Genomic DNA, 25,444 nt, shown 5'->3' on the forward strand with positions numbered 1-25,444 from the left:
ATATGTTCCTCTTTGTTTTTTACTGTATAAAGATGTCTTTCTTTTATTTCAAGGGGCTTGAATAAATATTCATTGGCAAATTCCAATGTTGTCATATTACTTGCTTTGGTTATTATTGTACTCAATATATGTATGCCGAGTGTTGAATACTTAAACTCACCTATAATACCGCTTTTACCGCCGAGTAAATCAAGGACTGCTTTTGACCAATCCTCACTCGTGCATACTTTTGTCCAAGGCTCCGACTTGTATTTATATGGTGCGGTCATTGTAAGCAAATGATATAAAGTAATATTGTGTATGGTCTTTTCTCCTCTTTTAAGCACATAGTCGGGGAAAAAATCCAATACTTTTTGATGGATACTTTTAATCATACCTTTGTCAATAGCAATTCCAATAAGTATGGCTATAATGCTTTTTGTTACCGAAGCAATATGAATGTTATCGTCTGCATTAAAATCATTCCAGGTATCACTATAAATAATGTTGCCGTTTTTAAGCACTACCATTTGGCATATATTAGGTTGTTGTTCTCCTATAACACTATGCAATTCTTCTTTATTCATTTAACTACATCTCACTTTCAAATTCGAATTTGTTAAACCCATTATATCATATCCCCTTTGTTTATTATACAAATTTTTATGAATAATCTTTTCCCATGTATCTACAATATAATGTGTAGATAATAAACACGATGATTGCTATTGAGCGATTGAATTGAAAAGGATAAGTTGTAAACAGGTAAGTTCTATCATATCAAGTCTATTATTGCTTTTAACTGTTAAATCATGGCATAGGCTGAAATAGACTTGTTAAACAATCTGTCTATCCTATAAGAGAAAGAGGGACATTTGCTTTAGCAAGCGGTGTTCCTCTTTTAATTTAGGATAGAAATATAGGAAAGGGGATAAAGGAAAAGGCAGAAAAGACCTTGTATGTGGTCTGTAAATACATACAGATAATTAGGCTCTATAAGAGCAGTAACCAGTTTATCAATAGGGATTGGGTTGATACTGGCAATATTGGGCTTGTGGCTGACACAAGCAGAAGTAGTCTGAAAGGAAACAATCCTTTTATTTTTTATATTTGTATGTAGTGTGTAAGCATTAAAGGGGCAACGCCCCGTTAATGCTTATATGATACGGAGAACTTCGCGAAGTACCGCGGAGTTCGGGAAGACTTTAGTCAGTTGAAGTATGCAAGGCATACGAAACAAAAAACCACCCGCTAAGCGGGTGGGCAAAAAAAGTTATACAGTTGAATCACCTTTCCGTATTATAATAGAGTTGTTCAAGCTACTATTAGAAAAGGAAAGGTGATAAAGCATGGCCAAAAAGTATAACTCATTAGCCCACACAGCGTGGATGTGAAAATACCACATTGTGTTCATTCCAAAGTATAGACGAAAAGTAATATATAATCAATACCGAAAAGATTTAATCGAAATAATAAAGGCATTATGCAAATATAAAGGAGTAGAAATCATAGAAGGGCATATGATGCCAGATCATGTACATCTACTATTAGCAATACCGCCTAAATATAGTGTATCAACATTTATGGGGTATTTAAAAGGGAAATCAGCACTGATGATGTTTGATAGACATGCAAATTTAAAATATAAATTTGGGAATCGACATTTTTGGGCAGAAGGATTTTATGTCAGTACAGTAGGATTAAATGAAGCCACAATAGCAAAATATATAAGAGAGCAGGAGCAAAAAGATATAGTAAAAGATAAAATAAGTGTAAAAGAATATGAAGACCCTTTTAAGGGTCAAGGCAAGTAGTACATAGACCCCTTCAGGGGTAGCAAAAGGGGCAAGTTGCATTAGTAGCTTGAACAAAGTGAAAGCAAGCGTCTTGAGGCGCAGCAAAAGTAAAAGAGCCTTATAGGCTCAGAACAAACCACCCGTTTTACGGGTGGTTTTGATATCATACTACCTGTATGCAAATTGGTTGATTATGAAGTTAAAATACACCTTGATGATAACTTTTGTTTACTCTATCTTTGAAGAATCAGTTATGAAAAAGATGTGAATGCAAGATGGTAAGTTAATAATCACATTTGCTTCTACGTTTTTTCTTTGTTGTAGATACATGCCAGAATTTATGAAAATGAAGTGATTTTTGAAAACAATGAAATACACCATAACCAATCATTGCACCAAATAGATTTGTGATAATGTCATCAATATCTGATGAACGACCAATGAAAAATTGTATGAATTCAACACTAAAGGTAATCAAAAATGAAATCCATAAAGTTTTATGAAGAAAGCGCATTTTTTCATACACCATTGGAATAAAAAATCCTAGTGGGATGAATAATAAAATGTTAGGAATTTTCTCAACAAGTAATTCATCAAATTTGTTTAAGTTGTTTAGCCATGAAAAAGGTATCAGATTCAAGGTATGCGTGTTTGAATGAAAAGAAATCGGCGTATATAAAATAGTCGCAAATATAATGAAAAATAACGATAAGAATAACCCCAGCCAGCTGATTTGTCGAGGAATTGGGATTCCATGTTTTTTCAATTGATGAGAAATCGGAAGATATAATATAGTAAATATAAAAATAAAAATGAAAGCAAGTCTGATGTAAGATTCTAATCTATGCATAATTAATTCCTCCTTATGCTGCCTTTTATTATAGAGCATCTATTTTCATCAGTTCTTTGTGTGACCATAAGAATTCATTAAGAAATATTAAGTATTTGAAAAAAAAGACTTGACTCTCACGTTACGTGATAAGCTAGGATATAGACAGATAGATGATTTAATCAGCCGGCAGATTAGATTACTATCTTTATGAAGGAGTTGATGTAATATGAAAACGATAAAAGAAGTAGCAATGCTTACAGGAATCAGTGTCAGAACTTTACAATATTATGATGAAATAGGTTTATTTCATCCAACAAAACTAACAGCAGCTGGTTATCGTTTATATGATAACGAAGCATTAGAAAAGCTTCAACAGATTTTGTTTTTTAAAGAACTTGATTTCTCACTAAAGGATATTAAGCATATTATGTCAGATCCAGAGTATAATCAACAAGAAGCAATCAAACAACAAAAAGCATTATTAACCGTAAAACGTGATCGTTATAATCGATTACTGGCATTACTGGATAAGCTTGAGAAAGGAGAATCATGTATGGATTTTGAAGCATTTAGAATAGACGCATATCTTGAGGTTTTAAAAGAATTCAAAGAAACACATAAAGAGGATGTTATTGCTCATTGGGGCAGTGAGGAAGAATTTGATAAGCTCATTAAAAAATGTGAAGAACATGGAGAAAGTATTGCTAAAAATGCAATCGAATATTATGGCAGCGTGGAAAATTATGCAGTCGCAATGAAAAAGAATATGGAAAATTTCTCAGAAAATATGGAGAAGATGGAAAATTTGAATAGCTTGGATTATATAAAAAAGAATGATCAATATATGAAGGAACTTGTATCGGATCTATCAAGAGATATTAAAGATCGAGAAGTACAAAGTAGTGTTCAAAAAATAGTAGAATTAACACAAAGTGATGATTTCCCACAAATACAAACAAAAGAAACCTGGCAATATATGATTCATCAATATTCAACAAATGATAATGTTATTAAAATAATAGATGAAAAATACGGAATTGGCGCATCAAAATATATCGGTGAAGCATTACGCTATTATTTTGAGCATCAAAAGGGAATGAATTAAGATAATTTCTCATTATCTCTCATGGCTGTATTTCGATTCTTAAGAAAAACCAATGAAAATTATTGTGTTCTGCAATATCAACATTTTATAAGGAGTGAACTATGTAATTAGTCACTCTTTTTTTTATTGATTAAATTAAATATAAGAAATATGTTGAATCTAGTAAATGTAAAACAATAAATTTGTAACTTTGTGATTGTTATTTTAAACTGCCTTTTATCTTTATATGAAACTTTGTAACAGGAACTAAGAATTCACTATTTTATAGTAATGCTTTTTATGATAGAATATTAGAAAACAGTTTTATGCGAATGGAGAGATATAGATGAAATTGGTCATAGCAGGAATATTGGTAATCATCTGTGCAATATTGCTTTTTTATGCGATGATTCGTATGTTGATCAAGGATATGCGAATCAGAAGAAACAGTAAGAAATATGAAGGAATCATCACAGGATCATATACATATTCACATGTGAAAACATCAACCTCCTTTTATCCATATATAGAGGTGAAAACGTTAGATAAGACATTAAAGTGTGTGCGGCCTATTACGTTTTTGTTTAAGAGTAAAGAAATGGGATATTATAAAAAAATAAATATACTGTATAATCCTGAATATCCCGATAAATGTACAAAAGGAAGTGCGATTTCTATGATTTTAGAGTCCATTTTCTATTTATTGTTTAGTGTATTCATGTTGGTGTTAGGTATTAAGATATTTTCAGAATTATAGGAAAAAGGAGGATTTGATGATGACAAAGGATGAAGCAAGGAGTCTGTTGAAAGTACACGCTGGTAGTAATGAAGCATGTTTTGATCAGGGATATTGTTTTAAGCTTCGTTATGGCATCAAAAGTGAAGAAGAAATTGAAAAACTGTTTGATGAAATATTTGCTTGTTTAAAATGCCTGAAGGATTCGTTTTATAAAGAAAATATTTCTAGAGATCTTTTGGCAGATATTCAAAGTATCCAAGCACAAAGTATTTTATATATTCATCAAAAAGAAACTTATGGAGAACGTATTGGCATATATACAGAAGTATTATCAGAAACATTGGTATACTTGCTTGAAAATGTTGAACAGCCGTTTGTGGCATATGATCATTATAAAGAAAATTATGATTTAAAATAGGAGAAGAATATGAAATTGACCTGTACTTATATATCTGTAAAAGATATGCAGAAATCGATTGCGTTTTATGAAGCTTTCCTGAATCAGAAGGCGCAGGTGTATTCAGAAAATCGTTTTGTTCAATTCACTTGTGGAGATACAATTGCGTTATATAATGAGGCATTTGATGAAGAATTGATAAAACAAAATAAGACTGACGAACATTTTAATGAAGCTTATTTAACCGATTTTGCCTGTAAACAAAAGGCAGTGAATACGATGGTGACCTTCAATTATGAATGTGAAGATTTGCGATATGAATATGAACGACTAAAAAAGCTACAGATTGGAAAACTTTCGGATTTAAGGTATGTAAATATCAAAGCACCATACTACTATTTCACAATTGAGGATCCTGATGGAAATGAATTAGAGGTAACGGGTCCATATCATGAAGAATAGAATTCTTACGATTTTTATACAAATGTTGACATGTGGAGATAGATAAGATACCCTATAAAATATAGAAAAGGAGTGCGCTATGATTCGTGTTGAGCATTTAAGCATTCATGATCATAAAGAAACGATACTGGAAGATGTTTCCTTTGAACTGGCTTCAAAAGGTTTCGTTTCTTTTTGTGCAGAAGAAAAAGCCAGCCGAGCGATGGCAAAACTTTTAGGAGCACAATGTTATCCTAAATATGGCAGTGTTTATTTTCAGGATAATCCATTAAATAAGGTCGCCATCACAAAAGGAATCTTACGTAATACCTTTGTACAGGGATTGTTTGGTGATTTTCAATTATTAATGAATCAAAGTGTCTATGAAAATGCGACACTTGGCTTTGCATATCCCAAGGCAGATGTGGAACAATTATTAAGCGAATGGCATCTAATAGATAAAAAACGTGTGGCAGTTGAAGATTTAGAATTTGAAGATCAGGCAGCTGTTGTGATTGTCCGTTGTTTGTTAAGAAGATGTCAGATGATAGTATATGATGTATATAGTTCGCCATTTTCACAGAAAGAACGTATTCAGCTTTATCAGTTATTGAAAAAATGCAGCCAGCAGTTATTAGTAGTTGTATGTGGTGATTTTGAGGCAAATGCTTTCGCAGATCATATCTTAGAATGTCGTAAAGCATATCTGGTATCTGACAGTTTACACCAGATTGCACATGAACATATCATAGAGCCACGTGTTTTTCATATGCCCGCAATAAAGAAAAAAGCGATTTGGAGGGATATCAATCAACGCTCTTTATGGAAATTCCGTGTATTATTTTTATGCCTTTTGTGCAGCGTAATTGCGATTAATGTAGTCATGTTTAATTCCCAGCTGCATCTTGTGGATTTAGAAGAAAGTGTATTATCCAGTTTTCATCAGAATATGATTCAAATAGAAAAACAGGCAGTGGGGGATGATGGAAAAATCTATCCTAATTATTATGCGGATATGGAAGAAAGTGATGGCGAAGCTTTATCAAAACATTTGAAAGGAAACCTTATCTATAGTTATAAAATAGAAAATCCGGAACAAGAAATGAATCGATTTTACGGTACGAAATGGAATCCGGATGATTTATATACATATCATTTGATTGAACTAAAAAATGAGAATCAAGGATTTCATCAGATACAGGGGCATTTCCCAAAGAATTATTTTGAAGCATGTATTTCATCTGTAAGTGCGAAAAGTCTTTTACGCTCAGGGTATTTTGAAGGATTAGATGAAAACAGCGATGTATCTAAGGTCATAGGCAAAGAAATCTTATGGTATGGTAGAACATTAACAATCAGTGGCATTTTGTCAATTGATGATAATCCGAATCTGGGTATCCAAATTCAGCGTATTGATGAAAATGATAGTAAATATATTGATCAGTTATATACAGGGAATTTGTTTGTGAAGGCCGGCTTTATGAAAAATCACGATGCCTCTAAACAGACAACGTTTCCGGATGTGGTAAAACAGCTGACCTATCAAAACAGATCAGTTCCTTTAACACAGATACAATATCCCAAAAATGAAATAGCATTTTTTAACGGGGAAACGTTTCTTTCTGATATACATTTGAAAGATGATGAGGCGTATCTGGATTTTTATGCTGTATATCAGTTGATTTATCATGATCGCTATCGGGATGTCAAAGTAAATGATGATATGAGTCTGGAAGAAAAAATGAACGATTACTATCATTTCGCATCAGAACTGATTGGCAAAGAAGTGACAGTCAATGCCTATCGTATCAATCGAGAACCGGGCAATAGTATGATTATGAATAAAACCGTGAAAATTAAAGGAATTATGACGATTGGAGATTATATTTTTTCTGATGATTTTTTCCCTGAAAGTGGATCGGGAAAGATTATGATGAGTGCATCATTTTTACAACCATATATGAAAGCCAATTATAAAATAGATAAACTATTCTATCAAAGTAATCAGAAAGAAGAAATGCTGGATGCTTTACGATATTTGAATACGAATGCATATTATCAGGCGTTTGTGTCAAATTCGCGTATGTTTCAGGTATTTGTTGTGGATATTAAGGAATTAAGAGGCGTCTTATTATTTATTGGTGTGACCTTCTTTATGATATATATGATTGGCTTTTTATATCTGATTGATCGCAATCGAAGAACCAATCAAAAAGAGATGACCATATATTATTTGTTTGGCGACACAAAGCAGCATTTGGAGTTATTATATGCAAGAAATACAACATTTAATTTATTAAAGCACCATATGTTTGCGATGATTGCTTCTTTGATTTGTATTTATATTTTGATTTTTTTGGTATATAAAGATTTTACAAATGTAGAAATACCGATGATTTCATATATTTCTATTCCTGTTTTATTTATGCTGGCATCGTGGGTGATTTCTTCCATAATTGCATATTTCTTTATAAAACTGCGCAGGATTTTGGATGAATGTGTCCAGCATGATCGTAATATGTTACAATAATGAATGAAAAAGAGGTAGACTATGAAAGAACAGTTTTTAGATAGAATGAAACGCTATTTAGGCGATGAATATGAAGCATATGAACAGACGTTACAGGAAGGAATGTATCGAGGAATACGTATCAATCCTTGTAAAAGTGATATTGAAGAAATCAAGGCATTGTCTTTATGTGAAATGACACCATCAAAGATTTGTTCAGATTCTTTCTATATTCCAGAAGATGTTGCACATTTAGGTAATCATCCGGCGCATTTAGCAGGGTTGTTTTATATGCAGGAGCCAAGTGCAAGTAGTGCTGTGGAAGTATTGGATGTACAGGCTGGGGACTGGGTATTGGATTTATGTGCAGCACCTGGTGGTAAAAGTACACAAATTGGCGCAAAATTGCATCATACTGGATTTTTGGTAAGCAATGAAATTGATGCGAAACGTGCTGTGATTTTAATGTCAAATATGGAACGTATGGGATTTGGAGAATGTATGATTACCAATACGCGACCAGAAATTCTATGTGAGGAAATGATGGGATGTTTTGATAAAGTATTGGTGGATGCCCCATGTAGTGGAGAAGGCATGTTTAAGAAACACTCTAAAGCGATGGATGATTGGAGTGAAGAACATGTTTGTGCATGTGCTACACGTCAGCAATTGATTTTAGACAGTGCTTATGAAGCATTAAAACAAGATGGAATCATGGTATATTCTACATGTACCTATTCTATGGAAGAAAATGAAGAAACAGTATATGCATTCTTAGAAAAACATCCAGATATGGAGTTGATAGATGCAGGCGTTAATTTTGGCCGCGTGGGATTTCCTTATAAAAATTTAGATCACACGCTGGTAAGACGAATTTTACCAATGGATCAGGGAGAAGGACATTTTATCGCAAAGATGAAAAAACATGGTCCGCAACAAAGTGTTAAATTAAAAAAACTCACAAATGATGGACTGCCTTCTTTTGTGAATGATTTTCTTTCAAATCAGTTAAATGAAGCTTTGCCTTATCATATCGTGTTATATGATAAAGTATATCTAAAGAATACACCGTTTATCAAGTTGAAAAAAACAAGAATCCTGCGTCAGGGAATCCTTGCTGGAGAAATCATAAAAAATCGAATAGAACCACATCAACATTTTTATACAGCATCACTTCTACAAAACCGTTATCAACATATTTATGATATGAGTGAAGATGAATGTCATGCTTTTTTGGAAGGGAACCAGCTGTCTGTATCAGGTTATAAAGGTTTTATTGCATTAAGCTGGCATCATCATCCAATTGGTTTTGGAAAAGGAGATGGCATGGTCATAAAAAATAAATATCCGAAAGGTATGAGAATACGCTAATGGATTTTATGGAGCACCTTATATGGATAATCAATGTGTTAATGTTTGGGTTGATGATCCTTGCGGCTTATCGCTCTACGCGAGCACATACGAAAAAAAATACAGTGTCATGCCATTTTAATAGAAAAAAATATTCTGCATCACTCACCAACAGCATCAGGTGCATCACTTATAGAAGAAGATTATGAATTAACGTTTCAATTAGAAGATGGAAAGAAACGTTCATTTCTTGTATGGCCCATGGTTTTTGATTCTGTATGTTGTGGAGAAGAAGGAATACTAAAATATAAAGGCGATGATTTAATATCCTTTGGAAAACATATTAAAGAATTTGACTTAAATTGAAAAGACAAGCAATTATCGCTTGTCTTTTTTAATTCATCCAGTTTCTTTGCTTAACTTCGCCAGAAAGAAAATCATCTATATCGTTTTGAAAAGGGTCCTGATACAAGCTGGATTCTACTTGTTGGAAGAAGTTTTGTATATCTTCCATTCCTTTTTTCTGTTGACTGATGTGATTGCTGTTTTTTATTTTTTTAAGATAATTTACTGCTGCCATCACTTGAGAACGGGTTTCATTACTACATTGATAAAACAGACTTTCTCCTTTTGAAATCAGCTCCGCAAGCTGCATATCATTTGTTTGATGGAGTGTAAACTGTTTTAAAGCCTCCAGTCTTTTAGCCTTTTCCACTTCACTTAACTGACATTTTTCATTAATGATCACTTTTGATATTGTTTCATTTGTGGCAGGCACATATACTTCGATATCTAAAATACCATTGATATCATAACGAAAGGTTACTTGAATAATGATTTCACCCTTTGGCCTTGGAGGAATGTCAATGTCTAAAGAACCAAGAAACAGATTTTCATCACAATACATGCTTTCTCCCTGATAGATATTGCATTCAATAGTTTTTTGACGATCATGTGCTGTATAGTAGGTTTGCGTACGACTGGCTGGTAAGGTAGTATTGCGCGCAATGATGGTGGAAAATAACATGCGATGATCATTTAGATCATGATTGATGACATCAATGCCTAAAGAAAATGGACAGATATCCGTTAGAATAACATCTTTGATATCATCTTTACGCATTTTTATACCTGCGGCGATACCACATCCCATGGCAATATAAGTATCACAGTCCATCGATACAACAGGTTGCTTATGCATCAATTGTTTCACAAAATCCTGAACGATACACATCTTACTGGAGCCGCCAACCATAATGATTTCATCAATATCTGAAATGGCATAATGACTGTCAGACAGCGCTCTTTTCATAGGTATGGAGATTCTTTTAAACAATTTTGCACATATGGCAATAAGCTTTTCTCTTGTGATAATACTTGTATATAATTGATCTTCCACATGTAATTGAAATTGCGCTTCTTTTTGCGTACTTAATGCAATCTTGCATAATTCTGCCTGTTTTCTAGCAACAGAGTGGGTATGAATATCTAATTTTCCAAGCAGATTATGCTCCATCAGAAAATACTCTAACAAAGCCTCATCAAAATCATTTCCACCTAGATGATTATCTCCACTTACCGCAATAATTTCAATGATATTATCAAAGGCATCCACAATGGAAATATCTAGCGTACCACCACCAAAATCAAAGACCATATAAGTTTTTTCTATGGTATCCATCATATGCTCATATAATGCCGCAGCACTTGGCTCATTGATAATCCGCTCCACTTTAATACCTGCAAGCTCACCGGCTAATTTGGTAGCATTTCTCTTTGTATCATCAAAATATGCAGGCACACTGATAATCGCTTCCTCAATATCTTCATTTAAAAATATACGAGCATCTTCAACCAGTGATTTGATTACCAGTGAAGATAGCTCTATCGGCGTAAAAGATTTATCACCGAGTTTATAAATTTTATCACTGCCCATATCACGCTTGAAATTGGTTGCACTCACATCCGGATGTGATATTTTTCGCTGCTTTGCAATTTTTCCTACTTCCACTGTCCCATCATCCATGATACTGATGGCAGAGGGTGTTAAATATTCATGGAAACGATTTGGAATCAAGACACATTTCCCATCTTTGAAACAACATGCCAGCGAATTGCTGGTACCTAAATCAATTCCTATCATCATACACTGATCACATCCTTTATCGCATATTTCATTATACAATACTTTTTATAATAACGCGATAAGGAACAAAAAATTAGAAATACGCTACACAATTTATGCTTTTTTCCCATCTTTCTCATATGATTTACAAGATTCGATGGTGGAAGCCTATTTGTTTGTGATAAAATAGACGATGGAAAGTGGTGAAGCAAATGTTAATAACTGCAGAACATATCACAAAGCATCAAAATGTTAAAGAAATCCTGATGGATGCTGGATTTACGATAGAAGATAAAGATAAAATCGCATTGATTGGTGTGAATGGTACAGGAAAAACAACCTTGTTGAAGATACTGATTGGTGAGGAACAAATTGAAAAAGGTACCATCTTAAAGAAAAATGGTTTACGTATATCCTATTTGCCGCAGGAACCGGTGTTTGAAGAACATGAAACAATACTGCATCAGATATTAGCGATGGATAAGGATATTCAGGAATATGAAGCCAAAAGTATTTTAGGCAAACTTGGCATTCAGGATGTTACCCAGAAAGTCAATGTCTTAAGTGGCGGACAGCGTAAACGTGTGGCACTTGCCAGAGCGCTATTAAAGCCTTGTGATTTATTATTGCTGGATGAGCCGACCAATCATTTAGATAACACCATGATTGAATGGCTGGAAAATTATCTGAAAAAATACAGTAAAGCGATTTTTATGGTCACACATGATCGTTATTTCTTAGAACGTGTGTGTACAAAGATGATAGAAATAGATCGTGGTAATCTGTATAGTTATGATGCGAATTATTCTCAATATCTGGAAATGAAAGAGGAACGGATGAAGATTGCATTATCTCAGGAAAAGAAACGAAAAAGTATTCTTAGAAAAGAACTGGAATGGGTGCGTGCTGGCGTACAGGCACGAGGCACCAAAAGCAAAGAACGTTTACAGCGTTTTTATGATATGAGCGCAATCGAAGATGTAAAAACAGATGAAAATGTAACCTTGGATACCTTGACATCCCGCCTAGGAAAGAAAACGATTGAAATCGAACAGATTGCCAAACAATACGATGGTCATGTATTATTCCATGATTTTTCTTATCGTATGAAACGCAATGATCGAATCGGAATTATCGGACCAAATGGGTGTGGAAAAAGTACGCTTTTGCATATTCTTGCGAAAGAAATCACACCGGATACAGGAAGTGTTATCCATGGAGAAACCGTAAAAATTGCTTACTTTAAACAAGGTCATGAAGAGATGGACCCTGATATGCGTATTCTTGATTATATCAAAGAAACAAGCAATGAAATCAAAACAAATGATGGAACCTACAGTGCCTCCCAGATGCTGGAACGATTCCTGTTTGATTCAAAAATGCAATATACCAACATCGGGCGGTTATCTGGTGGAGAAAAAAGACGTTTATATCTTTTGAAAGTGCTAATGAGCGCACCGAATATCTTATTTTTAGATGAACCGACCAACGATTTAGATATTGCGACTTTACAGATTTTAGAAGATTACCTTGATGCTTTCAATGGGGCACTGCTGGTTGTGAGTCATGATCGTTATTTCCTAGACAGAATCTGTGATTCATTATTTATCTTTCAGGCAGATGGAACCATCAAGTCCTTTATCGGTGGATACAGTGCGTATATGGAATTATCTGATATCAATCAGGTAAAAACGATAACGAAAACAAATGATACAAAGACTGAAAATAAAGCCATGCAGACCCTTCGTATGTCTTCTAAGGAAAAACGCGAATTAGAAAACATGGATGAGGAAATGGATAAAGTGCAGGGACAAATGGATGCGATTGATAAAGAAATGGAAGCATGCAGTGATGATTTTGTGAAGCTGAACGCTTTAAGTGATGAGCGAGCAGCCCTTGAACAAAAGTTAGAAGAAATGATGGAACGTTGGGAATATCTAAGTGAAAAACAAAAGGAAATCGAAAATATGAAGCAAGGAAAAGCATAGTCTGTGAATCAGATTGTGCTTTTTAATAATTACATATAGGTTGTTTTGCTTTTTTTTAATTTTTTTAGGATTTTTGACCTCTTTTTACGTATGTATTATATGTAGGGATTTTTACCTAGAAAGAGAGGATACAAAATGACGGAAGAAAAAAAGAAGGTCAGAAAAAGATTTTTGCCATATACCGATGATATCATAGCAAAGTGTTTGTTTATCGGAGATGATGAAAATTCAAGTTACATTAGAAACTCAAATTGTGAAGTTGCATTAGATAATGGCAAAAAAATGTAGGAGAATTGAAAGGGATTTTAAAAGTCGTAAGTAAACAAATCCTGAAGAAATACCATCAGGATGCAAGTGATTGGCTGTATTCCTTAAATTCTTCACAATTAGAAGAAATAGCTGATCTTATATTTACATGTGATACATTGGAAGAATTACAATCATTAATTCACAAATAAAACAGCCAAGCGCTGTTTTTATTTCATCTAATGAAACTATGCTTTAAGACATCTTATTCCATACATATAATTTTATAGTTTTTGGAAATAAGGTGTAAAAATATAAAGAATCTTACAGAAGTGATACTGTATATCTGAAAAAATAAAAAATCATAGCTTTTTATGTGGATATTTCGTATCATTTAACAATACAGTATAAAGAGGTGAAAAGATTTGAATAGAGAAAAAAAGCTAAATATTTTAACGGTATTGCTTATTTTATGTATTTGTTTTGCGATTACAATTACCTTTCATTTTGTTGATAAACGTTTAGGTTTTTATTTGGGCTTTGTAAGGGCGATTTTTTATTTATGTGCAGGTGCTGTCTTTTGTTTTATAACTTATCATATGTTGAAGAAAAGAAATCAATACAATCATGCCAGTTTTCAGGATATGGGGATGCTTGTTTTGAAGTTCGTGTTATTATGTGTTGCCTTTATATGGATTGTTATTGGAATGTATGCAATTGCTCGACCATTTGAAACAGACAGGGGGAAAGCAGAGGACTGGATCATTTTTGTATTTGGCATCTTTTCATTTATCGCTATGATTATCCTTTTTCCAAAAATCAAACGATGGTGGAAACTTAAAACAGTATCCAATGGTATGATATCCCTTGTTTTTATGTTGTTACTTACAGGAATGGGGATATTTTCTATAATTGGGGGAGGTGTGGAGATCATAACCCATTTACAAGATTTAACGTATCTTGACGAACCAGATCAGGTTATGCTTTTCCATTGCAGCAGCGTGCGTAAACATACTTCAAGAAGCATATTTTATACGCAGATAAAAGGGTATGATGAGTTTGGAGATTTGTGGATTTTTGATTCCTCCAGTTATAAAATGCGTGATGATGCACAGGATGGGTATTGTATTGTGGATTATTTACCACATACAAAAACAGTGATGTCCATTAGTTTTATAAATGATGGTATAGATTGGGATGATTCATAAATACAAATCTAAAAGTTTCCTTAAAATCGTGTTTTGTATATGTTCTCTGTGCGTTTCTATGTTAAAATAATAAGCGGTGATAAAATGAAAAGTTTATATGATTTCAATTATGAAGAAATGAGTGAATTAGCTTTAGAACATGGATGGAAAAAGTTTCGCGGACATCAGATTTTTCAATGGCTGTATCGCAAACGTGTCACATCCATTGATGATATGAGTGATTTATCAAAAGATACAAGAGAAGTGCTGAAAGAAAACTATCAGTTAAAGCCTTTAGAGTTGCGTGATAAACAGGTATCAAGTGATGGAACTTGTAAATATCTATTTGCTTTGGAAGATGGTTCCTTGATTGAAAGTGTACTGATGCAGTTTGATTATGGGAAGAGCATTTGTGTAACCAGCCAGGTCGGTTGTAATATGGCCTGTGCTTTTTGTGCAAGTGGACTAACGAAGAAAAAAAGAAATTTGACAAGTGGTGAAATGGTAGCGCAGGTGCTGTATGTACAACAGGATCTGGATAAAACGCAGGATCGTTTAAGTCATATCGTAGTCATGGGTACAGGTGAACCATTTGACAACTATGAAAATGTCATGAATTTTCTTTCAACGGTGAATCATGATCGTGGCTTAGGGATTGGTGCACGTCATATTACAATTTCCACATGTGGAGTTGTGCCTAAAATTTATGAATTCTCCAAAGAACATACCCAATACAATCTGGCAGTTTCTTTACATGCGCCTAACAATGAGTTGCGTAATGAGCTGATGCCAATAAATAAAGCATATCCTTTAGAAGAACTGATGAAGGCAATTCATCAATATGCAAGTGAAAACAATCGTCGTTTAACGTTTGAATATATCCTGTTAAAGGGTGTGAATGATCAAAAGGTACATGTGGATCAATTAGCGAAGTTAATGAAAGGTTTAAATGCCTATGTCAACCTGATTCCATATAACGCAGTGGATGAAAATGGTTTTAAAGGTGTAAAATATGAAGAAGCAATGGTATTCTATGATGCCCTGATGAAAAAAGGTGTGCGTTGTACCATTCGTAAAGAGCATGGCGCAGATATTGATGCGGCATGTGGACAGCTGCGTGTAAAACACTTAAGAAAAGAAAAAGAAATGGAGCGATGATGATGAAATATTACGGTGCCAGTCACCAGGGATTACGAAGAAAAAATAATCAAGATAGTTTATGTATTATGGAGAACGCTCATCATGCGCTGTTAGCAGTTGTCTGTGATGGCATCGGTGGTGGAAATGCTGGTGATGTTGCCAGTAAAATGGCGGTAGACCATATGAAAGAGGCTTTCTTATCCTGTAAAGAATTAAAAAATGATCAGGATGTGAAACGCTGGCTGGAAAAAGTGATTCAGGAAGCCAATGATATGGTGTTTACGCAATCTACACGGGATGAAAAATTAAAAGGAATGGGAACAACCATTGTGGGAGTGTTGACCCAGGAGGATAACACCTATATCTTTAATGCAGGAGATTCTCGTACATATGGACTGTATCAGGATGATTTCTTATGTTTGACAGAAGATCATTCCTATGTTGCGGATTTATTAAAGCGTGGAGAAGTAAGTGAAGAAGAAGCGGCAAAACATCCAAATCGCAATGTATTGATCAATGCATTGGGAATCTGGAACAGTATGCGTATTGATATCAATAAAATAAAAAACGACTGGTGTGCACTTTTGGTATGTAGTGATGGCTTGCATGGATATGTTCCAGAACATAACATTCAGTATGTTTTACAATCCAATCGTAATGTAAAAGATAAAGTAGATGCTTTAATTAAACTATCCTTAGATGCCGGTGGCTATGATAATGTCAGTGTCATCGTAATTGAAAAGGAGGATGGGGGAAATGAATAAGATGATTGCGGAACGCTATATGCTGGTCACTGCTTTGGGTGAAGGTGGTATGGCGGATGTTTATCTTGCGGTAGATACGATTTTAAACCGTGAAGTCGCAATAAAAATCTTGCGTGGGGAACTTGGAAAAGATCCAGTCGCATTGCTGCGTTTTCAAAGAGAAGCCAATGCGGTCAGTAAATTGAATCATCCCAATGTGGTGGATGTATATGATGTGGGAGAATATGAAGGCCGCCACTATATCGTTATGGAATATGTGAGAGGTAGAACATTAAAACAGTTGATTTCACAAAGAGGCGCTTTACAGGCAGATGAAGCAGTCAATATTATGATTCAGCTGACAAGTGCTGTTCAACATGCCCATGAAAACAATATTATTCATCGTGATATCAAACCACAAAATGTTTTGGTAAAAGATGATGGTACTGTAAAGATTACCGATTTTGGGATTGCTTTAGCACATGATGCTGTCCAATTGACACAGACCAATGCAGTTTTAGGCAGCGCGCATTATCTAGCACCTGAAACGACACGTGGAGAAACACCAACCAATCAGGTGGATATCTATGCACTTGGAATCGTGTTTTATGAATTATTGACAGGAAGTGTTCCTTTTAATGGAGATAATCCTGTACAGATTGCGATGAAACATTTACGTGAAGAAGTGCCAAGTGTAATTGAATTTAATCCAACAATTCCACAGTCGGTGGAAAACATTATCATAAAAGCAACCTTAAAAAATCGATCACTGCGTTATCAAAGCGCTGAGGAAATGCTGCATGATCTGGATTTATGTTTATTGCCACAATATCGTGATGTAAAAAAACTGGTTTTTGAAGAAGAACAAGATCCAACAATGGTTATGACATCCAAGAAACAGGTAACTGGTAAAAAAACGGTGAATAAAGCAAAACAAAAGATTGTGGAAATGGATGATGAAGATGATGAGGAAGAAATTCCACCACGTAAAAGTTATACCAAAGTTATCATCGTTGTATTACTGGCGTTGATCTGCATTGGTGTAACAGTGGCAATTTTATTACTATCAGGTGTATTCCATACAGAGAAAAGTTTTGAAGTACCTGATGTCTTGAATGTGACACAGCGTGATGCTACTCAGACTTTAAAGTTAAGTGGCTTTGATGCAGAAAATATTACAGTCAAAGAAGAATTAAGTGATGATGTAGAAAAAGGCAAAGTGATTTCCATAAGTCCTGAAATAGGAGAACAAGCGAAAAAAGGAACGCATTTCACACTAACCATCAGCAAAGGTATTTACTTTGTGGTGGGTGATTATACAAATGAATTGTATGATGATGTAGTTGCTAAACTTTCAAAAGAAAATCCGAATCTGAAAGTGGAAGTGAATTATGAATATGCTGTGGATAAAAAAGCCGGATATATCACAAAACAGGAAGGACATCAAAAAGGCGATAAACTGGATCCTGATAAAACAGAAACCATCACCTTTACCGTTACCGCAAAACCAACCATGAAATTAGAGAATATCGTGGGAAGAAAAGTAGAAGATGTCACAAAAGAACTGGGCGAAAAAGGCTTTGTGGTTGTATCATCACCATTATCTACATCAGAACTAAGTGAAGAAGAATTGAAAACAATTAAGTACGATGTTGTCATCAGCTGTGATCCGGCAGAAGGCACACAATATACACAAGAGGGAGAGGCATATATCATGCTGTATTACTATCAGCCATGAAACAACAGGGAAGAATTATAAAGATCATATCTAATCAATATGAAGTATTAGATGAACAAGGCAATCGTCATTTATGCGTGGCGATGGGAAAACTTAGAAAACAATACGCACCTGTGGTAGGTGATATTGTGACCATAGAACATTTTTCTGATCAGATTGGGATACAAAAAATTCAAAAGCGTAAGAATGAATTAAAACGTCCAGCTATTGCCAATGTAGACCAGGCAATTATCGTGATGTCATGCAAGGATCCAGATTTTTCCACAACATTGATTGACCGTTTGATATTTCAGATTGCTTATGCCAATATTACACCGATTTTATGTATTACCAAGCTGGATTTAATTCGTGAAGATGATCCCATCCATCAGGAAATCGAAGATTATCGCAGAAGCGGATATCAGGTATATGAAAGTGGAAAAGGTTATGCTACAGAAGAATTATGTGCTGCCTTAAAAGGAAAAATTAGTGTATTGACTGGACAAAGTGGTGCTGGGAAAAGCTCTTTGTTGAATCGTATAGAACCAGATTTTAAACTTCAAACACAGGAAATCAGTAAAGCCTTGGGACGTGGAAAACATACTACACGTCATTGTGAACTACATGAAGTGGCACAAGGCTGGGTTGGAGATACACCAGGATTTTCTTCTATGGATTTTAGTTATATGGATGTCATGACTTTACAAGAATGTATTCCTGATTTTAAAGACTACTTGTATTCTTGTAAGTTTAATGATTGTATTCATATCAATGAACCCGGATGTAAGATACAGGAAGCAGTGGAAGCTGGGAAAATCAGTAAAATACGCTATGAACATTATAAAGAAATCGTAGCAATGATCAAATCAGGAAAACCAAAATATTAAGAAGAGGAGAGGATTATATGAAGGAATTAGTTATTGCGCCATCAATCTTATCATTAGACTATGCAAATACCAGTGAACAGCTGAAGGAATTAAATGAAAGCAACGCCAAATGGATGCACTTTGATGTCATGGATGGACACTTTGTGCCAAATCTAACCTTTGGCCCAGATATTCTAAAAGGCTTTAAAAAATGCAGTGATCTGTTCATGGATGTACATATCATGGTAGATAATCCAGAAATGATTTCTGAAATCTTTGTGAAAGCTGGCGCTGATATGGTAACATTCCATTTAGAGGCAGTAAAAGATATCGAAGCTTGTATTGCACTTTGTCGCAAGATTCGTGCTGCTGGTGTAAAAGCTGGGGTTTCTGTAAAACCAAAAACAGCTGTGGATGCATTACTGCCATATTTATCAGAAATGGATCTTGTACTTGTTATGAGTGTAGAGCCAGGCTTTGGGGGACAATCTTTTATGGAAGATATGTTAGATAAAGTACGTAAACTGCGCAAAGAAATCGAAGCAAATAACTATGATACTCGTATCGAAATTGATGGGGGTATCAATGCGGAAACAGGAAAACTGGCAGTAGAAGCTGGATGTGATACATTAGTTGCCGGTAGTTATATTTTTAAACAGAATATTAAGGAAGCTGTGGATTCACTGTTATGTCAAAAGTAATACTAGTGGCAGGAATGAGTCAAAATGTTCCTGTTTTAAAAGGGTACGACTATATTGGCATTGATCATGGCGCTATTTCCTGTATCAAACAGCATATTCCTATGGTATGTGCGGTTGGGGATTTCGATAGTGTAAACGATGAAGAAAAAGCGATGATTGAAAAAGCTACAGATATCATGCCGCTTCCTGCACATAAAAATGAAACAGATACAGAAGTCGCAATCTTTTATGCGATGGAGCATCAGTATGAGGAAATCATACTATATGGCGGTCTTGGTGGAAGAATCGATCATGAATTAGCAAACCTTTACCTATTAATACATCGAGAATATCCCATCATTTTAATGAATGAACAAAATCGTATACAGCTGTTGAAAGAAGGACACTACAAGGTAAAAAAAGATGCTTATCAATATTTAAGCTTCTTAGCTTTATGCGACAGTTGTATCAGTGAAGAAAATGTGGCATATCCACTTTCTAAACAAGAAATTTCCACAAAAGATATTTATACAGTATCCAATGAGATTATACATGAGGAAGCGGATATCACCATACATAAAGGCAAAGTATTAATGATTCAGACTAGGGATGCCTAGTCTTTTCTTTTTCTGGTCTAAAATTTAGAAAAATAAGGTATAATAAAGAAAAGAAAGAAGATGAATACATGTTGGAAATACAATTAGAAGGAAATACATTAACAAAAGAAGAACCAATATCAGTAGAAGAGGTTATTTACAAGCGTAAGGATAAAGATCAAATATATGCGGTGATGTATAATGGAAAATTAAGAGATTTACGCTATCAGTTAAAAGAATCAGGTACGATGGTACTTGTTTATGCGGATAGTGAAACAGGAAAAATGATATATGAGCGAACTTTACATTTCGCTTTTATTGCTGCCGTAAAACTTTTATTTCCACAAAGCAATGTACATCTTCAACATGCATTAAGTGGCGGTATCTTCTGTGAAGTGGAAAAACAACCATATTTGTGTTTAAAAGATGTTAAACAAATTGAAAAAAAGATGCAGGAACTAATCGATCGACAGGAAGAAATCAAACGCAGCGTTGTACCAACAAAAGAAGCCGTGGCATTTTTCAATGGGATAGGTATGCAGCATAAAGCATCCCTATTAGATACACGCAAAAGTAAAGAAAGCAGCATTTATACACTTTGTGATATTCATGATTATTTTTATGGTATTATGTTGCCTCATTTAGGATATTTAAAACATTTCTCTATCCGCTTTTATGCTTCAGGTATTTGGTTATCCGCAAATCATCATTTTGAAGATCAACAGAAACTGTTTCAGGTCTTTCAGGAATTTGAGCGATGGGGTGAAATGATACATGTCAGTGATATTGCACAGTTAAATCAAGCCATTCAGGAAGGAAAAATGGATGAATTAGTTTTAATGAGTGAAACCATGGTAGAAAAGAAATTAGGTTTTGTCGCAGATGATATCGTAAATCATCATCCAAATACCAAGTTTATCTTAATTGCCGGACCAAGCAGTGCAGGAAAAACAACATTTTCTAGACGTTTATCCATTCATTTAAAGATTTTAGGCAAAAAACCATTACCGATTTCTATGGATAACTTCTATAAAAATAGAGAAGATTGTCCAATATTACCTGATGGAAATTATGATTTTGATTCTTTGGAAGCATTAGATCTGGACTTATTTAATGATGTCATGTTAAAACTGATGCATAAAGAACCTGTACAGCTGCCAATATTCAATTTCAAAACTGGTATGCGTGAATGGGAAAACAAGCCGACTATTTTAGATGAAGATCAAATTCTGATCATAGAAGGAATTCATGGGTTAAATCCAAAGACAAGTGCCTATATCCCACCAGATGCAAAATATAAGATATATATCAATGCATTAACACATATGAACTTAGATAGCCATAATCGTATTCCAACCAGTGATTATCGTTTGATTCGCCGTATCGCAAGAGATCATCAATCCCGTGGCTGGGACGCAAAATCAACTATTTCCTTCTGGAAGAATGTCAGAGATAATGAAGATAAGTTTATCTATCCATTCCAAGAAGAAACAAATATGATTTTTAATACCAGTATGGTATATGAATTAAGTATCCTAAAGAAAATCGTGATTCCCTTATTAGATCAAGTGCCGATGAATGATCCAACTTATTTAGAGGCAAATCGATTAAAAAAATTATTAGAATACTTTGAAGATGGAGATGAAAAAGCAGTGCCAAAAAGCTCCATTCTTGCGGAATTCTTAGGTACTAGTATCTTTGATGTAGGGTAAAGGAAAAGGACCTGTGTTCAATCACAAGTCCTTTTTAAAATGATTTTAATTCATTAACTAATTGAAAAGCCTGAGGCAGTACTTTGATATGTACATCTTGATCCTGATAGATTTCACCATCCAGATTCACACCCTGATTGGTATGAATGATCGCTTCTTTTCCCTGATACAGGTGACATTCTTTCAGCTTTTGTGGCTGTTTTGTCAATAAGGCAGGACATTTTGGTATGATTTTCCATCTGGAAAATCCCTCAATAATACAGATATCCATTTTCCCATCCTGTAATAAAGCATTCGGTGTCATACAAAAACCACCACCATAGAATCTGGCATTGTTACAGGTCGCAAAGATGGCTTTTCCTTCAAATATTTTTTCCCCATCTAATGTAATTGACAGAATAGGATATGAATATACAAAGATTCTGCGTAATACAGTCATCAGATATGCGAGCTTTCTTGGAATCAAATGCCAGTTTGTATCATGTACATGATTGGCGATATCGTGATCTAATGCAAAACATGCGGCATTAATACATTGCGTATCATTCACCTGTAAAATATCAATTGCCTGTGCCTGTTGATTTAAACTTTTACGAAAATGTGCAAACACATCTTTATGATCATACAACATTCTTGAAAAATCATTTCCTGTTCCACATGGTAGTAATACCACCTCATGTGCAGTATGCAGAAGTGTATGAACAGCCTGATGCAGCGTGCCATCTCCTCCACATATATAAAAACGGCATGGCTCTTTTTGTGTTTGCATGATATGAATGGCATTATCTGTATCTTTCGTTGTATAGAAGGCATACGAAAAATGCTGTTTACGAAACGTATCCTCCATTTCAGCCAACAGCTTTTTGATTTTTCTAGTATGCGCATTCGCATTGATTAATACAATATGTTTCTTCATTTCCATGCTTATATTATATCATACAAAAATAATAAAAAAAACAGGTTGCCCTGTTTCATTTATATCACTCTTAGATAGCGTTTTTCTTTTTTAATGTTTTCAATGCACGAGCACTAATACGGATCGTTTGAGGTTTTCCATCAACAACGACTTTAACTTTCTGTAAATTCACATTCCAGTTACGACGAGTAGCACGCATAGAGTGAGAGCGTTTATTACCTGATAAAGGTCCTTTACCTGTAATTGCACAAACTTTTGACATACCGTTACCTCCTTCCGTACAATACTAAACATAATTTGCTTAGATATCATATCATTTACGTGGTGAAAATGCAAGACGAAAATTATTTTTTTGCAAGAAAATATGCAAAATTCCTTTACTTTATGCTTTTGTAAGTGATTTCACATATTTTGTCAATTGCTTTTTGGCACTATATCGTATAGAATTAATGTGAGATATTTTTGTGATAAATTAAATAAGGACAGTGATATGTATGAAAGGGAAGACAAAAATCTTGATTGGGTTATCGCTGAGTGGCATCCTGGCATGTTCTTTGTGGGTACCTTCTCAGTTGCTATATGCCGATGAAAACAAGGAAAATGAAGAGAAACTTGAGGGAATGTCTTATGAAGATCAGACTGGACTTTTCTTAAGCATGGATGAAAATGGTAACGTATCTTACATAGAGCCTCAAATCAACGATATGGAAGATGAATTAAAAAAGGCACAATCTGATGATGCTACATATGAATTAAAGATGAGGCGTGGAGAAGATAGCTTTACCTTAGGGGAATATGATAGCTTTAAAGAAGCCAATGATGCAATGACAAGGCGTGCATTATATCGTAGTGTTGGAGATGTAGAAGTGTACAGTAATGGTCAGCTGTTAAGCAATTCTGGCTATAGTGTGGTAAACTTTAATACCAAAAATGACACTACAGATTATAGAGAAGTAGGCACGGGCACCACTGGTTATACCTTTGGTGGATATGCCGCAGATGCTGCTTATCTGGGTACTGAATCAAATGGTAAAGTAAAATTTCGTATGGCTGGAGTAACTGGACTTGTGGATAAAAAAGATGTACAGATTGTTCCTTATAGTGATAATCTGACATTGAGTCATTATAAAGTATCCAATGGAAATCTGTATCATTATGTAAGCACAGGGATCTATAATGATTCTACTGCTTCTACACAGTTGATGGGAACAGCTCCATCTTATTTATCAGCAAATAAAAAATACTATAGCTATGATGGACATTATTTCTATACAAGCTATGGTAATATGATTGAAGATTATAAAGCGGGTGTTAGTAAACGTGCAGTGAACGCAAATCAGCCGTTTTACAATTATTATCAGTTCCTTTCTCATCGTACAAAAACAACGTTCACAGGTGCAGACTTAAATAAACGTGTAAACGATGTGTTAAATGGGAAAACTTCAAAAATGACAAACGCTGGTCAATATTTTATTGATAACCAGAATATTTATAGCGCCAATGCATCTTTGATGTATGGTGTTGCGATTAATGAAAGTGCCTGGGGACAAAGTAAAATCGCCAATGATAAGAATAATCTGTTTGGACATGGTGCTGTAGACAGCAATCCATATTATGGAGCAAATGGATATAAAAATGTTTCTGACAGTATCAAATATCATGCGGAAGTATATGTGGATAAAGGCTATTTAGATCCAGCAGACTGGCGATATTTTGGACCGCATTTAGGTGATAAAGCCAGTGGTATGAATGTAAAATACGCATCTGATCCTTATTGGGGAGAGAAAGCCGCTGCACAAAGCTACTATCTGGAGATTTCTTCAGGAAAAGATGATTCTAGTAAGTATACACTGGGCATCGCCGCAACCAACTCACCAATCAATATTCGAAAAGAAGCAACTACTTCTTCTGATGCCATCTATACAACAGGCAATGGCAGTGGAAATACAGGAGTTACAGGATTTCCTTTTGTGATTATTGGAGAGGTAACTGGTGAAAGTGTCAATGGCAATACAACGTGGTATAAAATACAAACGGATGGATCATTAAACGCAGATCGTACCAATCTGGATATTAAACGTACTTATGATTTCACACATGATTATGGTTATGTAAATGCTTCTTTGATCAATGTCATTCAAAAAGGCAATAACAGTACAACAGATAATACACCAGCACCAAGTCCTTCCCCAGAGCCAATTCCTTCTTATAAGATGGGGGATGTGAATGGTGATGGAAAAATCACACCGGCTGATTATGTAAAAGTTAAAAATCATATTATGGGAAAATCTAAATTGACAGGAGATTCCTTAAAAGCCGCAGATATGAATAAAGATGGAAAAATCACACCAGCTGATTATGTAAAAATCAAAAATACTATTATGGGGAAATAATCGTTAGG

25 protein-coding genes are annotated in these 25,444 nt (G+C 34.6%); 20 read left to right on the forward strand and 5 right to left on the reverse strand.

The window, feature by feature from the left end:
- Positions 1-566 (reverse strand): serine hydrolase (locus DW114_RS18065; RefSeq protein ID WP_147323141.1); only part of this gene is annotated, 566 nt, incomplete at its 3' end.
- A gap of 816 nt (positions 567-1,382) precedes the next feature.
- Between DW114_RS18065 and tnpA the strand changes: the two genes are divergently transcribed.
- Positions 1,383-1,793 carry an IS200/IS605 family transposase gene (gene tnpA, locus DW114_RS18070; protein ID WP_233509470.1) on the forward strand — a complete coding sequence of 137 codons (411 nt, stop codon included), beginning with the start codon at positions 1,383-1,385 and terminating at the stop codon, positions 1,791-1,793.
- 265 nt (positions 1,794-2,058) lie between these two features.
- On the opposite strand, the gene DW114_RS18075 is transcribed toward tnpA, so the two are convergent.
- Positions 2,059-2,625, reverse strand: coding sequence for a VanZ family protein (locus tag DW114_RS18075; RefSeq protein WP_117455274.1), 567 nt, complete (start codon positions 2,623-2,625; stop codon positions 2,059-2,061).
- A 208-nt stretch (positions 2,626-2,833) separates the two neighbouring features.
- Here DW114_RS18075 and DW114_RS18080 point away from each other — a divergent pair, with 208 nt between their 5' ends.
- The 7 genes from DW114_RS18080 to DW114_RS18110 all read left to right on the forward strand — a co-directional run bounded on the left by DW114_RS18080 (position 2,834) and on the right by DW114_RS18110 (position 9,493).
- On the forward strand, positions 2,834-3,712 hold the full coding sequence (locus tag DW114_RS18080; RefSeq protein WP_117455276.1) for a MerR family transcriptional regulator: 879 nt from the start codon (positions 2,834-2,836) through the stop codon (positions 3,710-3,712).
- Between the two features lie 325 nt (positions 3,713-4,037).
- A complete protein-coding gene (locus DW114_RS18085; RefSeq protein ID WP_117455278.1) occupies positions 4,038-4,448 on the forward strand; it encodes a hypothetical protein in 411 nt (136 codons plus the stop codon).
- Between the two features lie 19 nt (positions 4,449-4,467).
- Entirely contained in the window at positions 4,468-4,848 is a 381-nt protein-coding gene (locus DW114_RS18090; protein WP_117455280.1) for a hypothetical protein, read from the forward strand.
- A gap of 9 nt (positions 4,849-4,857) precedes the next feature.
- Positions 4,858-5,289 carry a VOC family protein gene (locus DW114_RS18095; protein ID WP_117455293.1) on the forward strand — a complete coding sequence of 144 codons (432 nt, stop codon included), beginning with the start codon at positions 4,858-4,860 and terminating at the stop codon, positions 5,287-5,289.
- A 79-nt stretch (positions 5,290-5,368) separates the two neighbouring features.
- Positions 5,369-7,798 carry a hypothetical protein gene (locus tag DW114_RS18100; protein WP_117455295.1) on the forward strand — a complete coding sequence of 810 codons (2,430 nt, stop codon included), beginning with the start codon at positions 5,369-5,371 and terminating at the stop codon, positions 7,796-7,798.
- A gap of 21 nt (positions 7,799-7,819) precedes the next feature.
- The gene (locus DW114_RS18105; RefSeq protein WP_117455297.1) at positions 7,820-9,148 is read left to right on the forward strand and encodes an RsmB/NOP family class I SAM-dependent RNA methyltransferase; all 1,329 of its coding nucleotides are present in this window, start codon (positions 7,820-7,822) and stop codon (positions 9,146-9,148) included.
- A 60-nt stretch (positions 9,149-9,208) separates the two neighbouring features.
- Positions 9,209-9,493, forward strand: a complete 285-nt coding sequence (locus DW114_RS18110; RefSeq protein WP_117455299.1) for a DUF2500 family protein — start codon at positions 9,209-9,211, stop codon at positions 9,491-9,493.
- Between the two features lie 28 nt (positions 9,494-9,521).
- Here the strand turns inward: DW114_RS18110 and DW114_RS18115 are convergent, their stop codons facing one another.
- Entirely contained in the window at positions 9,522-11,273 is a 1,752-nt protein-coding gene (locus DW114_RS18115; RefSeq protein ID WP_117455301.1) for an Hsp70 family protein, read from the reverse strand.
- 191 nt (positions 11,274-11,464) lie between these two features.
- Here DW114_RS18115 and DW114_RS18120 point away from each other — a divergent pair, with 191 nt between their 5' ends.
- The 11 genes from DW114_RS18120 (at position 11,465) to DW114_RS18160 (ending at position 22,127) form a co-directional block, all read left to right on the forward strand.
- Positions 11,465-13,240, forward strand: coding sequence for an ABC-F family ATP-binding cassette domain-containing protein (locus tag DW114_RS18120; protein WP_117455303.1), 1,776 nt, complete (start codon positions 11,465-11,467; stop codon positions 13,238-13,240).
- A gap of 135 nt (positions 13,241-13,375) precedes the next feature.
- Positions 13,376-13,528 carry a hypothetical protein gene (locus DW114_RS21360; protein WP_158552343.1) on the forward strand — a complete coding sequence of 51 codons (153 nt, stop codon included), beginning with the start codon at positions 13,376-13,378 and terminating at the stop codon, positions 13,526-13,528.
- Between the two features lie 5 nt (positions 13,529-13,533).
- The gene (locus tag DW114_RS21365) at positions 13,534-13,698 is read left to right on the forward strand and encodes a hypothetical protein (RefSeq protein ID WP_158552344.1); all 165 of its coding nucleotides are present in this window, start codon (positions 13,534-13,536) and stop codon (positions 13,696-13,698) included.
- A 213-nt stretch (positions 13,699-13,911) separates the two neighbouring features.
- On the forward strand, positions 13,912-14,694 hold the full coding sequence (locus tag DW114_RS18125; protein WP_117455305.1) for a hypothetical protein: 783 nt from the start codon (positions 13,912-13,914) through the stop codon (positions 14,692-14,694).
- A gap of 84 nt (positions 14,695-14,778) precedes the next feature.
- Positions 14,779-15,831, forward strand: a complete 1,053-nt coding sequence (gene rlmN / locus DW114_RS18130; protein WP_117455307.1) for a 23S rRNA (adenine(2503)-C(2))-methyltransferase RlmN — start codon at positions 14,779-14,781, stop codon at positions 15,829-15,831.
- A complete protein-coding gene (locus DW114_RS18135; protein ID WP_233512191.1) occupies positions 15,831-16,577 on the forward strand; it encodes a Stp1/IreP family PP2C-type Ser/Thr phosphatase in 747 nt (248 codons plus the stop codon). The genes rlmN and DW114_RS18135 overlap by 1 nt, the downstream gene beginning before the upstream one ends.
- Positions 16,561-18,294: a Stk1 family PASTA domain-containing Ser/Thr kinase gene (gene pknB, locus DW114_RS18140; RefSeq protein WP_117455311.1), complete on the forward strand. Its 1,734-nt coding sequence runs from the start codon at positions 16,561-16,563 to the stop codon at positions 18,292-18,294. Before DW114_RS18135 ends, pknB begins: the two co-directional genes overlap by 17 nt.
- On the forward strand, positions 18,291-19,160 hold the full coding sequence (rsgA, locus tag DW114_RS18145) for a ribosome small subunit-dependent GTPase A (RefSeq protein ID WP_117455313.1): 870 nt from the start codon (positions 18,291-18,293) through the stop codon (positions 19,158-19,160). The genes pknB and rsgA overlap by 4 nt, the downstream gene beginning before the upstream one ends.
- Before the next feature lie 17 nt (positions 19,161-19,177).
- A complete protein-coding gene (gene rpe / locus DW114_RS18150) occupies positions 19,178-19,840 on the forward strand; it encodes a ribulose-phosphate 3-epimerase (protein ID WP_117455315.1) in 663 nt (220 codons plus the stop codon).
- Positions 19,828-20,436, forward strand: coding sequence for a thiamine diphosphokinase (locus tag DW114_RS18155; protein ID WP_117455317.1), 609 nt, complete (start codon positions 19,828-19,830; stop codon positions 20,434-20,436). Before rpe ends, DW114_RS18155 begins: the two co-directional genes overlap by 13 nt.
- A gap of 68 nt (positions 20,437-20,504) precedes the next feature.
- Complete coding sequence (locus tag DW114_RS18160) at positions 20,505-22,127, forward strand: nucleoside kinase (RefSeq protein ID WP_117455319.1); 1,623 nt, start codon at positions 20,505-20,507, stop codon at positions 22,125-22,127.
- Positions 22,128-22,161: 34 nt separating this feature from the next.
- On the opposite strand, the gene DW114_RS18165 is transcribed toward DW114_RS18160, so the two are convergent.
- Positions 22,162-23,043 carry a diacylglycerol/lipid kinase family protein gene (locus DW114_RS18165; protein WP_158552696.1) on the reverse strand — a complete coding sequence of 294 codons (882 nt, stop codon included), beginning with the start codon at positions 23,041-23,043 and terminating at the stop codon, positions 22,162-22,164.
- A 70-nt stretch (positions 23,044-23,113) separates the two neighbouring features.
- Positions 23,114-23,305, reverse strand: coding sequence for a 50S ribosomal protein L28 (gene rpmB / locus DW114_RS18170; protein WP_117455323.1), 192 nt, complete (start codon positions 23,303-23,305; stop codon positions 23,114-23,116).
- A 232-nt stretch (positions 23,306-23,537) separates the two neighbouring features.
- Here rpmB and DW114_RS18175 point away from each other — a divergent pair, with 232 nt between their 5' ends.
- Entirely contained in the window at positions 23,538-25,436 is a 1,899-nt protein-coding gene (locus tag DW114_RS18175; RefSeq protein ID WP_117455325.1) for a dockerin type I domain-containing protein, read from the forward strand.
- Positions 25,437-25,444: the final 8 nt, after the last annotated feature.

Source organism: Absiella sp. AM09-50, assembly GCF_003433845.1.
In the GTDB taxonomy this organism is placed as follows: domain Bacteria; phylum Bacillota_I; class Bacilli_A; order Erysipelotrichales; family Erysipelotrichaceae; genus Hoskinsella; species Hoskinsella hominis.

Excerpts from the sequence above, each read along its gene's own strand:
- DW114_RS18075 (WP_117455274.1), bottom strand. The coding sequence starts at position 2,625 with ATGCATAGATTAGAATCTTACATCAGACTTGCTTTCATTTTTATTTTT.
- rlmN (WP_117455307.1), top strand. The coding sequence starts at position 14,779 with ATGAAAAGTTTATATGATTTCAATTATGAAGAAATGAGTGAATTAGCT.
- DW114_RS18085 (WP_117455278.1), top strand. The coding sequence starts at position 4,038 with ATGAAATTGGTCATAGCAGGAATATTGGTAATCATCTGTGCAATATTG.
- DW114_RS18095 (WP_117455293.1), top strand. The coding sequence starts at position 4,858 with ATGAAATTGACCTGTACTTATATATCTGTAAAAGATATGCAGAAATCG.
- DW114_RS18165 (WP_158552696.1), bottom strand. The coding sequence starts at position 23,043 with ATGAAGAAACATATTGTATTAATCAATGCGAATGCGCATACTAGAAAA.
- rpmB (WP_117455323.1), bottom strand. The coding sequence starts at position 23,305 with ATGTCAAAAGTTTGTGCAATTACAGGTAAAGGACCTTTATCAGGTAAT.
- DW114_RS21360 (WP_158552343.1), top strand. The coding sequence starts at position 13,376 with ATGACGGAAGAAAAAAAGAAGGTCAGAAAAAGATTTTTGCCATATACC.
- DW114_RS18080 (WP_117455276.1), top strand. The coding sequence starts at position 2,834 with ATGAAAACGATAAAAGAAGTAGCAATGCTTACAGGAATCAGTGTCAGA.
- DW114_RS18155 (WP_117455317.1), top strand. The coding sequence starts at position 19,828 with ATGTCAAAAGTAATACTAGTGGCAGGAATGAGTCAAAATGTTCCTGTT.
- DW114_RS18100 (WP_117455295.1), top strand. The coding sequence starts at position 5,369 with ATGATTCGTGTTGAGCATTTAAGCATTCATGATCATAAAGAAACGATA.
- DW114_RS18160 (WP_117455319.1), top strand. The coding sequence starts at position 20,505 with ATGTTGGAAATACAATTAGAAGGAAATACATTAACAAAAGAAGAACCA.
- DW114_RS18090 (WP_117455280.1), top strand. The coding sequence starts at position 4,468 with ATGACAAAGGATGAAGCAAGGAGTCTGTTGAAAGTACACGCTGGTAGT.
- pknB (WP_117455311.1), top strand. The coding sequence starts at position 16,561 with ATGGGGGAAATGAATAAGATGATTGCGGAACGCTATATGCTGGTCACT.
- DW114_RS18105 (WP_117455297.1), top strand. The coding sequence starts at position 7,820 with ATGAAAGAACAGTTTTTAGATAGAATGAAACGCTATTTAGGCGATGAA.
- DW114_RS18175 (WP_117455325.1), top strand. The coding sequence starts at position 23,538 with ATGAAAGGGAAGACAAAAATCTTGATTGGGTTATCGCTGAGTGGCATC.
- DW114_RS18120 (WP_117455303.1), top strand. The coding sequence starts at position 11,465 with ATGTTAATAACTGCAGAACATATCACAAAGCATCAAAATGTTAAAGAA.
- rpe (WP_117455315.1), top strand. The coding sequence starts at position 19,178 with ATGAAGGAATTAGTTATTGCGCCATCAATCTTATCATTAGACTATGCA.
- DW114_RS18115 (WP_117455301.1), bottom strand. The coding sequence starts at position 11,273 with ATGATGATAGGAATTGATTTAGGTACCAGCAATTCGCTGGCATGTTGT.
- DW114_RS18135 (WP_233512191.1), top strand. The coding sequence starts at position 15,831 with ATGATGAAATATTACGGTGCCAGTCACCAGGGATTACGAAGAAAAAAT.
- rsgA (WP_117455313.1), top strand. The coding sequence starts at position 18,291 with ATGAAACAACAGGGAAGAATTATAAAGATCATATCTAATCAATATGAA.